Genomic DNA, 13,274 nt, shown 5'->3' with positions numbered 1-13,274 from the left:
AGCGGGGTCCGGTCCGGGAGCCGCCGTTGCGAATCCCGAATCCCGAATCCCGGCTACTCGAATATCCGCTTGTCCTTGGCGTATTCGCGTGCCTGGTTGCGCGTGATCAGGCTGCGCTTGACCAGGTCCTGCAGATGCTGGTCCAGCGTCTGCATGCCGTATTGCTGGCCGGTCTGGATCGAGGAGTACATCTGCGCCACCTTGTCCTCGCGGATCAGGTTACGGATGGCCGGGGTGCCGACCATGATTTCCCAGGCGGCGGTGCGCCCGCCGCCCACTTTCTTGAGCAACGCCTGCGAAATCACCGCACGCAGCGATTCGGACAGCATCGAGCGCACCATCGGCTTTTCGCCGGCCGGGAACACGTCGATGATGCGGTCGATGGTCTTGGCCGCCGAGCTGGTGTGCAGGGTGCCGAACACCAGGTGGCCGGTTTCGGCGGCGGTCAACGCCAGGCGGATGGTTTCCAGGTCGCGCAATTCGCCGACCAGGATGATGTCCGGGTCTTCGCGCAGCGCCGAGCGCAGCGCCTCGTTGAAGCCGTGCGTGTCGCGGTGCACTTCGCGCTGGTTGATCAGGCACTTCTGCGAGGTATGCACGAATTCGATCGGATCCTCGACGGTGAGGATGTGGCCGTATTCGTTCTTGTTGATGTAGTCGATCATGCCGGCGAGCGTGGTCGACTTGCCCGAACCGGTTGGGCCGGTGACCAGGATCAGGCCCTGCGGCTGGTCGATCAGCTGGCGGAAGATCGGCGGGCAGCCCAGGTCCTCCAGCGTCAGCACTTCGGACGGAATGGTACGGAACACCGCACCGGCGCCGCGGTTCTGGTTGAACGCATTGACGCGGAAGCGCGCCAGCGACGTGATCTCGAACGAGAAGTCGACCTCGAGGAATTCCTCGTAATCGCGACGCTGCTTGTCCGACATGATGTCGTAGACCAGCGCATGTACCTGCTTGTGGTCCAGAGCCGGAATATTGATGCGACGGACATCGCCATCGACACGGATCATCGGCGGCAAGCCAGCCGAAAGATGCAGGTCCGATGCCTTGTTCTTGACAGAAAACGCCAATAGTTCAGCGATATCCATGCGCTGCTTTTCCCCTAGGCTGCGATTGGAAGTTACTCCCCAAGCGGCAGTATAGCGTTCTGGCTGCCGGCGGGAAGCGGCGCGCGGCCGGTTCAGGCCGGCACCATCGGGCGGGCCTGAAGGCGTTGGTTTGGGGCTGCGGTGCGGGCACGCTCCTTGCCTGGTCCGGCTCGGGCATCGACTGCCGGCTCGCCACGCCTGCGGCCGGTCCCGGCACCGCCGCGCGCCGGTGCAGCGTCCTTGGCCGGCCCGATTCGGCAACCCGGCTGGAAGGACGCTGCCGGGGGCGGCACTATAGCGTTCCTTTCCCGCCTGGATTGCCACGTGCCGGCTTCGTCGCTGCAGCAGATTCTCGATGCCATCCACGCCGCCGCGGCTCGGCACGCGCGCGCCGATGTGCGCCTGCTGGCAGTGTCCAAGACTCGGCCGGCGGATGCGGTTGCCGCGCTGGCGGCGCAGGGCCAGCGGGCGTTCGGCGAAAACTACGTGCAGGAAGCGCAAACCAAGATCGCCCAACTGCAGACGCTGGGACTGGAGTGGCACCTGATCGGCCACCTGCAATCCAACAAGGCCGAACTGGCCAGCCAGTGGTTCGACTGGGTGCAGACCGTGGACCGCGCCAAGCTGATCGCACCGCTGGCCAGGCACCGCCCGGCCGATCGCGCCCCGTTGAATGTGCTGATCCAGGTCAATATCGACGACGAGGACAGCAAGCACGGCTGCGCGCCGGAGGCCGTCGACGGCCTGGCCGCAGCCATCGCGCTGCAACCGCAGCTGCAATTGCGCGGCCTGATGGCGATCCCCGCGCCGTTTCCCGAGCAGGCGCGCCGCATGGCGGCGTTTACCCGCATGCAGAACCTGTTCGAAGACCTCAAGCGCCGGTATCCGCAGGTGGATACCTTGTCGATGGGCATGAGTTCGGACTTTGCCGAAGCGATCGCAGCTGGCGCGACCATGGTGCGGGTGGGAACTGCCTTGTTCGGCGAACGCGCTTCATCTGCTGCCGCAGCGTCCTGAGCATGCTTTCCGGTCAGCGGCGCGCAGCGTCGCTGCGCCCTCTTATCCTGCTCCCTCTTATTTAAGGTGTCGCAATGACTCTGCCCTCCGCCCCCGCGCCCTCGCCTGCTGCCGCTGCGCTCACCGCGTTCGTCGGTGGCGGCAACATGGCGCGCAGCCTGATTGCCGGGCTGATCCGGCAAGGCGTCCCCGCTGCCAGCATCCGCGTCGCCGAGCCGGTGGCCGAACTGCGCGATGCGCTGGCGCGCGATTTCGGCGTGCATGCCGTGGAGCAGGCACGCAGCGCGGTGGAGAGCGCAGCCGTCTGGGTGCTGGCGGTCAAGCCGCAGGTGCTGCCGGCGGTATGCGCGCAGCTGGCCGATCTTGCGCAGGCGCAACAGCCGTTGCTGCTGTCCATCGCCGCCGGCATCACCGCGCCGCAGCTGGAGCGCTGGTCCGGCGGCAACCTTGCGGTGGTGCGCGCGATGCCCAATACGCCCGCGCTGCTCGGCGCCGGCGTCACCGGGCTGTATGCCAATTCCCGCGTGTCCGACGAGCAACGCGCGCAGGCAACCGGCTTGCTGGAGAGCGCCGGTGTCACCGTCTGGATCGACGACGAAGCGCAGATGGACGCGGTGACCGCGGTCTCCGGCAGCGGTCCGGCCTATGTGTTCCTGCTGGCCGAAGCGATGGAAGCCGCCGCGCGTGCGCAAGGCCTGCCAGCCGAGACCGCACGCACACTGGTGCTGCAGACCCTGCTCGGTGCCTCGCGCATGCTGACCGAATCGGGCGAAGCACCGGAGCTGCTCCGCCGCCGGGTGACCTCGCCCAACGGCACCACGCAGGCGGCAATCGAGACTTTTCAGGCCGGCCAGTTCGAAGCGCTCACCGCCCAGGCGATTGCCGCAGCGACCGAACGCGGCCGCAGCTTGTCGGCGGCCAATGATTAGTCGACCGGTGACGGGACATCATCCAAAGCAGGAATGTCTCGCAGCGGCCGGCCGTGCCGCGCGCGGGAGTGCCAAGGCGACTGTGCGGTGGAACCGTCACGACGCGTCGCGCATCGGCGCCTGCCAGGTGCAGGAAAAAACCCGGCGCACGTGACTGGCGCACATGGCAGCAACAGCGCGAACGCAGCGGATCGACGGATCGAACAAGGCCTCGGGTACGCGTACCAACAGCCGGCAACGCCAGACGTCTCCTGCAAGGCGTCGCCACGCAGCAACGCTGATCGCGGCAGCGAACGCCACCGCCGGCAGCACACCGTGAGCGACGCTCGGCACCGAGCGCGCTGCAAAAAAGCACACATGCCTTCGCGCAAACGACCTGCTGCTGTGCGTCAGACACCGCATCGCCATGCGCATTGCAGCCGCTTCGACAGCGCTTTGGCGGGGGTTTTCTGCCAGCGGTGAACGAATCCCCGTCAAAAGACGCTTTTTTTCGGTTGTTTCATCGTTTGCCTATTGGCGGCGCGCAGCAGTTGCCCTACATTTCGCGTTGCCGACCGGGTCGGCAGACCCAACACCACCAACGATCACGGAACACATAACTCATGGCAAAAACCGCCGCTAAGAAGGCTGCCCCCAAGAAGGCAGTGAAAAAGGTCGCCGCGACCAAGACCGCAAAGCCGGCCAAGGCCGCTGCTGCCAAGTCCGCTGCGCCGAAGCCGATCAAGGAAGCGCTGAGCAAGACCGGCCTGGTCGCGCACATTGCCGAATCCACCCAGCTGGCTCCGAAGGACGTTCGCGCTGTTCTGGCGTCGCTGGAAACGGCCGCCCATTCGTCGCTGAACAAGAAGGGCGCCGGCTCGTTCACCCTGCCGGGCATGCTGAAGCTGACCAGCGTCCACGTGCCGGCCAAGCCGAAGCGCAAGGGCATCAACCCGTTCACCAAGGAAGAGCAGACCTTTGCAGCGAAGCCGGCCAGCTTCAAGGTCAAGGCGCGCCTGTTGAAGAAGTTGAAGGACGCCGCGCTCTAATCGAGCATGCCTCCGGTGCCACGAAGGCGGCCTGCGGGCCGTCTTTTTTTTGCGCGCGTGACCGCCCGCCTCACTACCCACATGCCGCTCATCGGCACTTGCCTACCCTGCACGCTGATTCGCAACGCAGCAGGTGCATGTGACCGATCCATCGTCTCCCCGCCCATCCACACCGATGCCGTCGGCAGCCCGCAGCCCTGCACGTCGCCTGCGCCGCCTGCTGGTGTCGATTGCGCTGTTGTGCGTCCTGGGTGTGGCGGCGCGCTGGGCATGGCAATTGCCGATTGCCGAACAACTGCGCACCAGCTGGGAGTTGTCGCGCATGCCGCCACCGGCACAGTTATCGGTACCGGTCGAAGGGGTGCAGGCGCGCCGCATCGCCGATACCTTCGGCGCGCCGCGCGGTCGCGACCGACGCCATGCCGGCGTGGATATCTTCGCGCCGCGCGGCACGCCGGTGCTGTCCGCAACGCGCGGGGTGGTCAGTGGCATCCGCGATCAAGGCCTGGGCGGCAAACAGGTCTGGGTGCTCGGGCCGGCGATGGAACGCCATTACTATGCGCACCTGGACGATTGGGCCGCCGGCCTGGCCGTTGGCGATGTCGTCGAGCCCGGCACACGGCTCGGCATGGTCGGCACCACCGGCAACGCGCGCGGCACGCCGCCGCATCTTCACTATGGTGTCTATGGACGCAACGGTGCGTACGATCCGCTGCCGCTGCTGCGCAAACCCGTGCCACAGCCGGCACAGTGAGCATGCTGGAACACTGCGTCATGGCCCGCGCTATCGAGGCCGTTGCTGGCTGCGCCTATGGTGGAGTCAGCCCAAGGAACGACGCCCTTTCCATGTCCCGAAAACGCTATCGCATTACGGTCACGCCCATCGAGAGCGATGGCCGCCCCTGCAGCGATCGCTGCACCATCGAATTCGAACAGCGCTCGCGTGCCGACTGGATGCGGCTGCTCGAGGAACTGCACCTGCGACGCGATCTGAGCAGTGACGAATGCGCCGCACTGACCGTCGGTTCGCAGCTGCTGGAAGACCTGGCCGCCCGCCCGCGCGCGCAGCCAAGCGATGCGCTGGAGGCCTTGCGGCCAAAACTGCAGTTGCTGCTGGAGCGCCTGCAGCGCGTGCAGCCGGCTCCCGGCAGCTGAGACCGACGCCGCGGTGATCGCTACACTGCGCGCATCGGGGACGGGAGATGCGCCATGCGTGGGCTGGGGATCGTCATGTTTGCAGCGGCCATCGCCGGTTGCAGCTGTCATCGCAGCGCTGACGAAGAAACCGCCGCGGCAGCGTCCTCGCAAGTCATGGCGGCAACCAAGACGCCAGGGGTCGCCACCGAGGGCGATGCGCCCGCACGACCCGCAACCGATGCCAACCTTGACGATGCCGCCGCGCGCGCCAACGTCGCCAAAGCAAGCGCAACCGTGCAGCGGTATCTGGGCGCCTTGCCCGGCGCGGCGCGCGGCGATGCCGATGCACTGTGGAGCGGTGGTCGCCCTGCGCCGGTACCGGACGATGCGGCGCTGCGCAGCATTACCAACATCCAGTCGATGCGCATCGACAACGACCCGCCCATCGCACTGGACCACGCGCAGCCCCCGCGCCTGATCGAAGTGCCGGTGCGACTGATCGTGCGCACCGACACCGGCACCCAACGCCTGGCCGGCGCTTACCGGCTGCAGCCGCGCAGCGGCAGCGATGACTGGGAGATCTATTCGGCCACCCTGCACCCGGTATTGCGCTAACCCACGGTTCACCGGCACCGACTAAGGTGATCTCCACCTGTTGCCGGAGTCACCCGATGAAACTGCGTTCGCTTGCCGGATCCCTGCTTGCCCTGGCTCTGGCGCTACCGACGACCGGCGCGTGGGCGACGCCGCAGATCCAGGGGCACCAGATCAGCGTGCAGGGCAGCGACCTGCAGCAGTTCCTGGGTGGCCGCTTCCCGCAGACGCATGATGCGTTGGGCGGCCTGGTCGAGATGACGGTCAGCAATCCGGCGCTGTCGCTGCCGCCGGGCGACCGGCTCAAGATGGCATTCGATCTGGCGCTGGCCACTGCCGGCGGCGCGCCCGCACCGGTCGGCAATGTGACCTTGACCAGCGCACTGCGCTACGACACCGCCAAGCAGGGCTTTTACCTGGATCAACCCACCATCGATGACTTCCGCCCGGCCAACGCTGGCGCACGACTCGACCAAAGCACCCGCCAGCTGCTCAATGCCTGGCTGGCCGATTACGCGCGCAAGGAGCCGATCTATCGCATCGACCCGGCCATCGCGGCGGTGATGGGCAATGTGCAGGTGGAATCGGTCGGCATCCAGAACGGCCGCGTCGCGGTCAATTTCAACCAAAACATCGAGCAACTGGTGCCGGCAGCCGCACTGTCCGGGAAATAGGCCCTCGCACCGGTCGCGACGCAGCATGGACGTACGCCGTCATGCCGTTGCGCCAACTCATGCGAACCATTATTTGAACAAGACAAAGGCCCGGCGCCACCACGCCGGGCCTTTGCTTTTCATGCCGTCACCATTGCAACGACGCGATCAGGCCGCCAGGGCCTTGGCCACCGCGGCGGTGAAGGCCGGGATATCGTCTGGCTTGCGGCTGGTGATCAGCGCCCCGTCGACAACGACCTCTGCATCCTGCCAGCGTGCGCCGGCATTGCGCAGGTCGGTCTTGACCGACGACCACGAGGTGACGTCGCGATCGCGCACCAGATCGCTTTCCACCAGCAGCCACGGGCCGTGGCAGATCGCGGCAACCGGCTTGTCTGCGCTGGCAAAGGCCTGGATGAATGCGATCGCCTTGGCGTCGCCGCGCAAGGTGTCGGGGTTGAGCACACCGCCCGGCAGCACCAGCGCATCGTAGGTGTCGACCTTGGCCTGGTCCAGCCGCTGGTCCACCGGCACCGAATCGCCCCAGTCGGTCTTGTCCCAGGCGCGAATCTGCGCGGCGTCGCCGGGCGCGATCACATCGACCTTGGCGCCCCAGGATTCCAGCAGGCGCTTGGGCTCAGTCAGTTCGGACTGTTCGAAGCCGTCGGTGGCGAGCACGGCGATGGTCTTGCCGGAGAGCGAATAAGACATGGGGGACTCCTTGCTGAAAAGAAGCCCGCACGCTAGTCGTGCAGCTGTTGCACGTGGGTGAACCGATGTGTGCGCCGCGTCAGTGCGGGCAGCCGCACGCGCGTGCTCAGCGCTTGGGCTGCAGCATGGTGCCGGTGCAGTTCTTGGACCCGCAGCGGCATGCCCAGATCTTCTTCAGACGCGGCGTATGCCGCTCGGCCAGCGTGATGCCGTAATTGTAGGTGAGCTCTTCGCCGGCCTTGATCGCGCGTTTGGCCTCGATGAAGATCTTGTCCTTGCTACGGTCGTCGCCTTCGGCCTCTTCGATCACCGCTTCGCAATTGGGATTGCAGCTGTGGTTGATCCAGCGCGCGACATTGCCCTCGTAGTTGGCATCCAGCACGTAGTCGTCGCTGAGCGTGAACAGGAAGGTATGCCCGCTTTCGACATCGCCGGTGTCATCGGCATCCACTTCCGCGTGCGTGCGCAAACGCCCCTTGTACTGGATGATGCGCTCGCCCTTGCGGAGCGCGGCGAGGGCGAACATGCCATTGCCGTGGATACGTGACTTGCGGGCGGCAACTTTGCGCGACATGAAGGGGTCCAGTGATGGGGCCGCTCATTGTGACTGCAGTGCGACGATGCGCCAAGCACAAGCGCACCATCGCTCGCAACGGCGCACGCTTGCCGGCGGCTGAACCGGGCGGTGGCCCTGCCCGGCCGGAAAGAGTACAATTTCGGTCCGCTTTAAGGTTATCGCCTTCTCATGTTGCGCGTCACCAAACTCACCGATTACGCCACCGTCGTGTTGACCGTCCTGGCAGCGCGCTGCGGGCAGGTGCTCAGCGCCAGCGAACTGGCCGAGCAGGCCGGCCTGGAACCGCCGACCGTGAGCAAGATCCTCAAGCCGCTGTCGCAGGCGGGCCTGGTCGAAGGGCTGCGCGGCGTGCATGGCGGCTACCGCCTGGCGCGCGCGGCCAGCGAGATCACGCTGGTGGAGATCGTCGAGGCGATGGAAGGCCCGCTGGCGATCACCGAATGCAGCCAGGACCACAGCCAGTGCGGCATCGCGCAGACATGCGGGGTGCGCTCCAACTGGCGCCTGATCAACGACGTGGTCGGCGATGCATTGCGTCGCGTCACGCTCGCCCAGATGTTGCAGCCCCTCTCTCTCCCTGGCGACGGCCGTCGGCGTTCCATCGCCGCACGCGTCGCGACCACCTGACCCTGTAGGCAGCCCGATGGCCACCGAACTTGCACCCCCGCAGAATGCCGAAATCATCGAACGGTTGGGCCGACGCTATGACGCCGGCTTCATCACCGAGATCGAATCGGACTCGCTCCCGCCCGGCCTGGACGAGGACGTCATACGTGCGTTGTCGGCCAAGAAAGACGAGCCGCAATGGATGACCGACTGGCGTCTCGAGGCGTATCGGCACTGGCTGAAGATGCCGATGCCGGAATGGGCGAAATTGAAGGTTTCGCCGATCGATTTCCAGGCATTGAGCTATTACTCCGCGCCCAAGGGCCCGAAGTACGCCTCGCTGGACGACGTGCCCAAGGAGCTGCTCGACACCTACGACAAGCTCGGCGTGCCGCTGCACGAGCGCGCCCGGCTGGCCGGCGTGGCAGTGGATGCAGTGTTCGACTCGGTCTCGGTCGGCACCACCTTCCGCAAGGAACTGGCCGAAAAGGGCGTGATTTTCTGCTCGATGTCCGAGGCCATCAAGGAACACCCGGAGATCGTCAAGCAATATCTGGGCAGCGTGGTGCCGGTCGGCGACAACTATTTCGCCGCGCTCAACTCGGCGGTGTTCTCCGATGGCAGCTTCGTGTTCATCCCGAAGGGCGTGCGTTGCCCGATGGAACTGAGCACCTATTTCCGCATCAACGCCGGCCACACCGGGCAGTTCGAACGCACCTTGATCGTGTGCGAGGACAAGGCCTATGTGTCGTATCTGGAAGGCTGCACCGCGCCGATGCGCGATGAGAACCAGTTGCACGCGGCGGTGGTCGAGCTGGTGACGCTGGAAGATGCCGAAATCAAGTATTCGACCGTACAGAACTGGTATCCGGGCGACGAGGAAGGCCGTGGCGGCATCTACAACTTCGTCACCAAGCGTGCCGAGTGCCGCGGCGCGCGCAGCAAGGTCACCTGGACCCAGGTCGAAACCGGTTCGGCGATCACCTGGAAGTATCCCTCCTGCGTGCTGCTCGGCGACGATTCGGTCGGCGAGTTCCATTCGGTGGCGCTGACCCATCACCGTCAGCAGGCCGATACCGGCACCAAGATGATCCACATCGGCAAGCGCACCAAGAGCAAGATCGTCAGCAAGGGCATCAGCGCCGGGCGCGGGCAGAACACCTATCGCGGCCTGGTCAAGGTGGACCGCAATGCCGATGGCGCGCGCAACTACACCCAGTGCGATTCGTTGTTGATCGGCAAGCAGTGCGGCGCGCATACCTTCCCCTACATCGAGGTGAAGAACCCCGGCGCCACCGTCGAGCACGAGGCCACCACCTCCAAGATCAGCGACGACCAGCTGTTCTATTGCCGCGCGCGCGGCATCAGCCAGGAAGACGCGGTGTCGCTGATCGTCGACGGCTTCTGCAAGCAGGTGTTCCGCGAGCTGCCGATGGAGTTCGCAGTGGAAGCCAAGAAGCTGCTGGAAGTCTCGCTGGAAGGCAGCGTCGGCTGACGCCGACGGAATCGGGAGTGGGGAATGGAGAATCGGTATCGGTTCTCTTTCCTGCTCCTTGCCGCGCCAACGTCTCGCATTACCCATTCCCTATTCTCGATTCCCTATTCCCATGCTTACGATCAACAACCTCCACGCCAGCATCGCCGGCAAAGACATCCTCAAGGGCCTGTCGCTGGACATCCAGCCGGGCCAGGTGCACGCCATCATGGGGCCCAACGGTGCCGGCAAGTCCACGCTGGGCAATGTGCTGGCCGGGCGCGACGGCTATGAGGTCAGCGCCGGCAGCGTGCAGTTCGAAGGCAAGGACCTGCTCGAGCTGCCGCCGGAAGAACGCGCGGCGGCCGGTCTGTTCCTGGCCTTCCAGTACCCGGTGGAAATCCCCGGCGTCAACAACACCTACTTCCTGCGCGCGGCACTCAATGCACAGCGCAAGGCGCGTGGCGAGGACGAGCTGGACTCGATGCAGTTCCTCAAGCTGGTGCGGCAGAAACTGGCCGTGCTGCATCTGAACGACGAGCTGCTGCACCGTGGCGTCAACGAAGGGTTCTCCGGTGGCGAGAAGAAGCGCAACGAAATCTTCCAGCTGGCCGTGCTCGAACCCAAGCTCGCCATCCTGGACGAGACCGATTCGGGCCTGGACATCGACGCGCTCAAGAGCGTGGCCGACGGCGTCAACGCGCTGCGCTCGCCGGAGCGTTCGTTCCTGGTGATCACCCACTATCAGCGCCTGCTCGACTACATCACCCCGGACGTGGTGCATGTCCTGGCCGAAGGCCGCATCGTGCAGAGCGGCGGCCCGGAACTGGCGCTGGAGCTTGAAAAGCACGGCTACCACTTCCTCAAGGACCGCGTGGTGCCCGAGGCGGCTGCCTGATGAGCGCCCTGCTGGAATCCCTCGCCCGTGGCTTCAGCGGCAACGATGCGCGCCGCGCCGAGCTCGATGCCGCGCTGCAGACCGGCCTGCCCGGCCCGCGCGCCGAAGCCTGGAAATACACCTCGCTGCGGCAGCTGGAGCGGCGCAGCTTCCAGCCCGCGCCGCTGGTGCCGACGTTGATCGACGCCGCGTTGCTGAACGAGATCCCGTCGCCGCGGCTGGTATTCGTCAACGGCCGCCCGTCCGACGCACTGAGCGACCTGTCGATGCTGCCGGACGGCGTACAGCTGGACACCTTGTCCGCGTCGCTGGCCGCAGGCGACGACGCGCAGCAGTTGCTTGGCCGCCGTTTCGAAGGCAGCGATGAGATCTTCGCGCGCCTCAATGCCGCGCTTGCCGACGAAGGCGTGCTGGTGCGCGTGCAGGATGGCGCGCAGATCGAGGCGCCGCTGCACCTGGTCTTCATCGGCGTGGCCGGCGAGCATGACCTGTCCTGGCATCACCGTCACCTGATCGAACTGCGCGCCGGCGCTGCGCTGAACGTGGTCGAGCATCACCTGCATGTCGGCGATGCCGCGCATCTGCACAACAGCCTGATGCATGTCCATCTGGCCCAGGATGCGGTGCTGTCGCATGCGCGCGTGCAGGCCGACAGTGCGCACGCAACGTCGCTGTTGCGCACCGACGCGGTGCTGGCGCGCAATGCGCGCTACCAGCGCGTGGATCTAGAACTGGGTTCCAACCTGTCGCGCCACGAGCTCAACGTGCGCCTGGAAGGCAACAACGCCCAGCTCACCGCCAATGGCGTGCTGCTCGGCAACGGCCGCCGCCATGTCGATACACGCCTGGGTATCGCGCACATCGCCCGCGACACCAGCTGCGAGCTGGTCTGGCGCGGCGTGGGCGCCGATCGCAGCCGGGTGGTCTTCCACGGCGGCATCAACATCCGTCCCGGCGCCGACGGCACCGACGCGCGGCTGTCGAACAAGAACCTGCTGCTGTCGGCCAATGCCGAGATCGATACCCAGCCGGTGCTGGTGATCGATGCCGAGGAAGTGCAGGCCGCGCATGGCGCCACCGTCGGCCAGCTTGACGACAATGCCCTGTTCTATCTGCGCTCGCGCGGCCTGCCACAGGCCGAGGCGCAGCGTTTGCTGAGCGCCGCGTTCTGCCACGAGCCGCTGCGCATGCTGCCCAGCGCGCTGGGCGCGGTGCTGGCGCTGCAGCTGGATCGCGCACTGACCTCGGCAGGCGTGGCATGAACGCGCCCGCCACCACGCACCTCGCCGCGCCGGACTGGGAGCGCGTGCGCTCGGATTTCCCGTTGCTGATGCGGCAGGTGCATGGCAAGCCGCTGATCTATTTCGACAACGCCAACACCGGGCAGAAGCCGCTGCAGGTCATCGCCGCGACCGACGAGTTCTACCGTCGCCAGAACGCCAACGTGAGCCGCGCAGTGCATGCGCTGGGCACCGAGGCCACCGATGCCTTCGAAGGCGCGCGCAGCAAGCTGGCACGCTTTCTCAACGTACGCGCCGACGAACTGGTGCTGTGCAGCGGCACGACCTTTGCGATCAATCTGGTCGCTTATTCATGGGCGCTGCCGCGCCTGGGCGCCGGCGATGTGATCCTGATCTCGCGCATGGAGCACCACGCCAACATCGTGCCGTGGCAGCTGGTGGCGCAACGCACCGGCGCCACCATTCGCGTGGCCGAGATCACCCCGGACGGTGCAGTGGATCTGGACGCCTTGCGCAAGGCGATGACGCCGCAGGTCAAGCTGCTGGCGATCACGCATGTGTCCAACGTGCTGGGCACGGTCAATCCGGTGCGCGAGATCTGCCGCGAGGCGCGCAAGCGCGGCATCGTCACCGTGGTGGATGGCTCGCAGGCGGCGCCGCATCGGCGTATCGACGTGGCCGGCATCGGCTGCGATTTCTACGCCATCACCGGCCACAAGATGTGCGGGCCCACCGGCACCGGCGCACTGTGGGCGCGTCGCGAACACCTGCAGGCGATGCCGCCGTTCCTGGGCGGCGGCGAGATGATCAAGGAAGTGAGTTTCGAGGGCACGGTGTTCAACGAGGCCCCGCACAAGTTCGAAGCCGGCACGCCCAACATCGCCGGATTCATCGGCCTGGGCTCCGCGGTCGATTACCTGGAGTCGGTCGGCCTGGCGCATGTGGAAGCGCGCGAGGCCGAGCTGCTGGCGCACTTCACCGAGGAGCTGCAGCGCATCGACGGCCTGCGCATCTTCGGCACCACGCCGGACAAGGCCGCGGTGGTGTCGTTCCTGATCGAAGGCGCGCATGCCCACGACCTGGCCACCCTGCTCGACCTGGAAGGCGTCGCGGTGCGCTCGGGCCAGCACTGCGCGCACCCGCTGCTGCAGTACTACGGCGTCGCCGCCACCTGCCGCGCCTCGCTGGCGTTCTACAACACGCATGACGAGATCGAGCGCTTCGTCGCTGCGCTGGTGAAGGTGCGTCGCCTGCTGGGTTGAAGGCGGGGATTGGGGATTCGGCATTGGGGATTCGGAAGACCCCTTCGCTACCCTGC

15 protein-coding genes are annotated in these 13,274 nt (G+C 66.1%); 12 read left to right on the top strand and 3 right to left on the bottom strand.

The features are described from left to right. Window positions 1-53: 53 nt before the first annotated feature. A complete protein-coding gene (locus EO170_RS06490; RefSeq protein WP_104583089.1) occupies window positions 54-1,091 on the bottom strand; it encodes a type IV pilus twitching motility protein PilT in 1,038 nt (345 codons plus the stop codon). 324 nt (window positions 1,092-1,415) lie between these two features. Between EO170_RS06490 and EO170_RS06485 the strand changes: the two genes are divergently transcribed. The 7 genes from EO170_RS06485 to EO170_RS06455 all read left to right on the top strand — a co-directional run bounded on the left by EO170_RS06485 (window position 1,416) and on the right by EO170_RS06455 (window position 6,470). Next, window positions 1,416-2,108, top strand: a complete 693-nt coding sequence (locus EO170_RS06485; protein WP_126943451.1) for a YggS family pyridoxal phosphate-dependent enzyme — start codon at window positions 1,416-1,418, stop codon at window positions 2,106-2,108. Window positions 2,109-2,182: 74 nt separating this feature from the next. Next, on the top strand, window positions 2,183-3,037 hold the full coding sequence (gene proC, locus EO170_RS06480) for a pyrroline-5-carboxylate reductase (protein WP_126943448.1): 855 nt from the start codon (window positions 2,183-2,185) through the stop codon (window positions 3,035-3,037). A gap of 602 nt (window positions 3,038-3,639) precedes the next feature. Next, the gene (locus EO170_RS06475) at window positions 3,640-4,065 is read left to right on the top strand and encodes an HU family DNA-binding protein (RefSeq protein ID WP_104583086.1); all 426 of its coding nucleotides are present in this window, start codon (window positions 3,640-3,642) and stop codon (window positions 4,063-4,065) included. 175 nt (window positions 4,066-4,240) lie between these two features. Beyond that, entirely contained in the window at window positions 4,241-4,819 is a 579-nt protein-coding gene (locus tag EO170_RS06470) for a M23 family metallopeptidase (protein WP_126943445.1), read from the top strand. A 92-nt stretch (window positions 4,820-4,911) separates the two neighbouring features. Continuing rightward, entirely contained in the window at window positions 4,912-5,220 is a 309-nt protein-coding gene (locus EO170_RS06465; RefSeq protein ID WP_104583084.1) for a DUF3861 family protein, read from the top strand. Window positions 5,221-5,274: 54 nt separating this feature from the next. Continuing rightward, window positions 5,275-5,817, top strand: coding sequence for a hypothetical protein (locus tag EO170_RS21585; protein ID WP_164740933.1), 543 nt, complete (start codon window positions 5,275-5,277; stop codon window positions 5,815-5,817). A 56-nt stretch (window positions 5,818-5,873) separates the two neighbouring features. Next, window positions 5,874-6,470: a DUF1439 domain-containing protein gene (locus EO170_RS06455; RefSeq protein WP_104583083.1), complete on the top strand. Its 597-nt coding sequence runs from the start codon at window positions 5,874-5,876 to the stop codon at window positions 6,468-6,470. Window positions 6,471-6,617: 147 nt separating this feature from the next. On the opposite strand, the gene EO170_RS06450 is transcribed toward EO170_RS06455, so the two are convergent. Then, window positions 6,618-7,160 (bottom strand): type 1 glutamine amidotransferase domain-containing protein, encoded by a 543-nt coding sequence (locus tag EO170_RS06450; protein ID WP_119127825.1) that lies wholly within the window; start codon window positions 7,158-7,160, stop codon window positions 6,618-6,620. Window positions 7,161-7,266: 106 nt separating this feature from the next. Further along, a complete protein-coding gene (locus tag EO170_RS06445) occupies window positions 7,267-7,734 on the bottom strand; it encodes an SET domain-containing protein-lysine N-methyltransferase (RefSeq protein ID WP_016902346.1) in 468 nt (155 codons plus the stop codon). 171 nt (window positions 7,735-7,905) lie between these two features. On the opposite strand from EO170_RS06445, the gene EO170_RS06440 reads away from it, so the two are divergent. The 5 genes from EO170_RS06440 (at window position 7,906) to EO170_RS06420 (ending at window position 13,218) form a co-directional block, all read left to right on the top strand. After that, window positions 7,906-8,364, top strand: coding sequence for an SUF system Fe-S cluster assembly regulator (locus tag EO170_RS06440; RefSeq protein WP_115677640.1), 459 nt, complete (start codon window positions 7,906-7,908; stop codon window positions 8,362-8,364). A 16-nt stretch (window positions 8,365-8,380) separates the two neighbouring features. Beyond that, complete coding sequence (gene sufB / locus EO170_RS06435) at window positions 8,381-9,838, top strand: Fe-S cluster assembly protein SufB (RefSeq protein ID WP_104583080.1); 1,458 nt, start codon at window positions 8,381-8,383, stop codon at window positions 9,836-9,838. Between the two features lie 112 nt (window positions 9,839-9,950). Beyond that, on the top strand, window positions 9,951-10,715 hold the full coding sequence (sufC, locus tag EO170_RS06430; protein ID WP_126943442.1) for a Fe-S cluster assembly ATPase SufC: 765 nt from the start codon (window positions 9,951-9,953) through the stop codon (window positions 10,713-10,715). Then, entirely contained in the window at window positions 10,715-11,977 is a 1,263-nt protein-coding gene (sufD, locus tag EO170_RS06425; protein ID WP_126943439.1) for a Fe-S cluster assembly protein SufD, read from the top strand. Before sufC ends, sufD begins: the two co-directional genes overlap by 1 nt. After that, window positions 11,974-13,218: a cysteine desulfurase gene (locus tag EO170_RS06420; protein WP_126943436.1), complete on the top strand. Its 1,245-nt coding sequence runs from the start codon at window positions 11,974-11,976 to the stop codon at window positions 13,216-13,218. Before sufD ends, EO170_RS06420 begins: the two co-directional genes overlap by 4 nt. The last annotated feature ends 56 nt before the right edge of the window (window positions 13,219-13,274 follow it).

This window comes from Xanthomonas sp. BRIP62409 (assembly GCF_003992965.1).
In the GTDB taxonomy this organism is placed as follows: domain Bacteria; phylum Pseudomonadota; class Gammaproteobacteria; order Xanthomonadales; family Xanthomonadaceae; genus Xanthomonas; species Xanthomonas euroxanthea.
The sequence above is the reverse complement of the archived record's forward strand: the minus strand, read 5'-3'. Positions and strand labels throughout refer to the sequence as shown.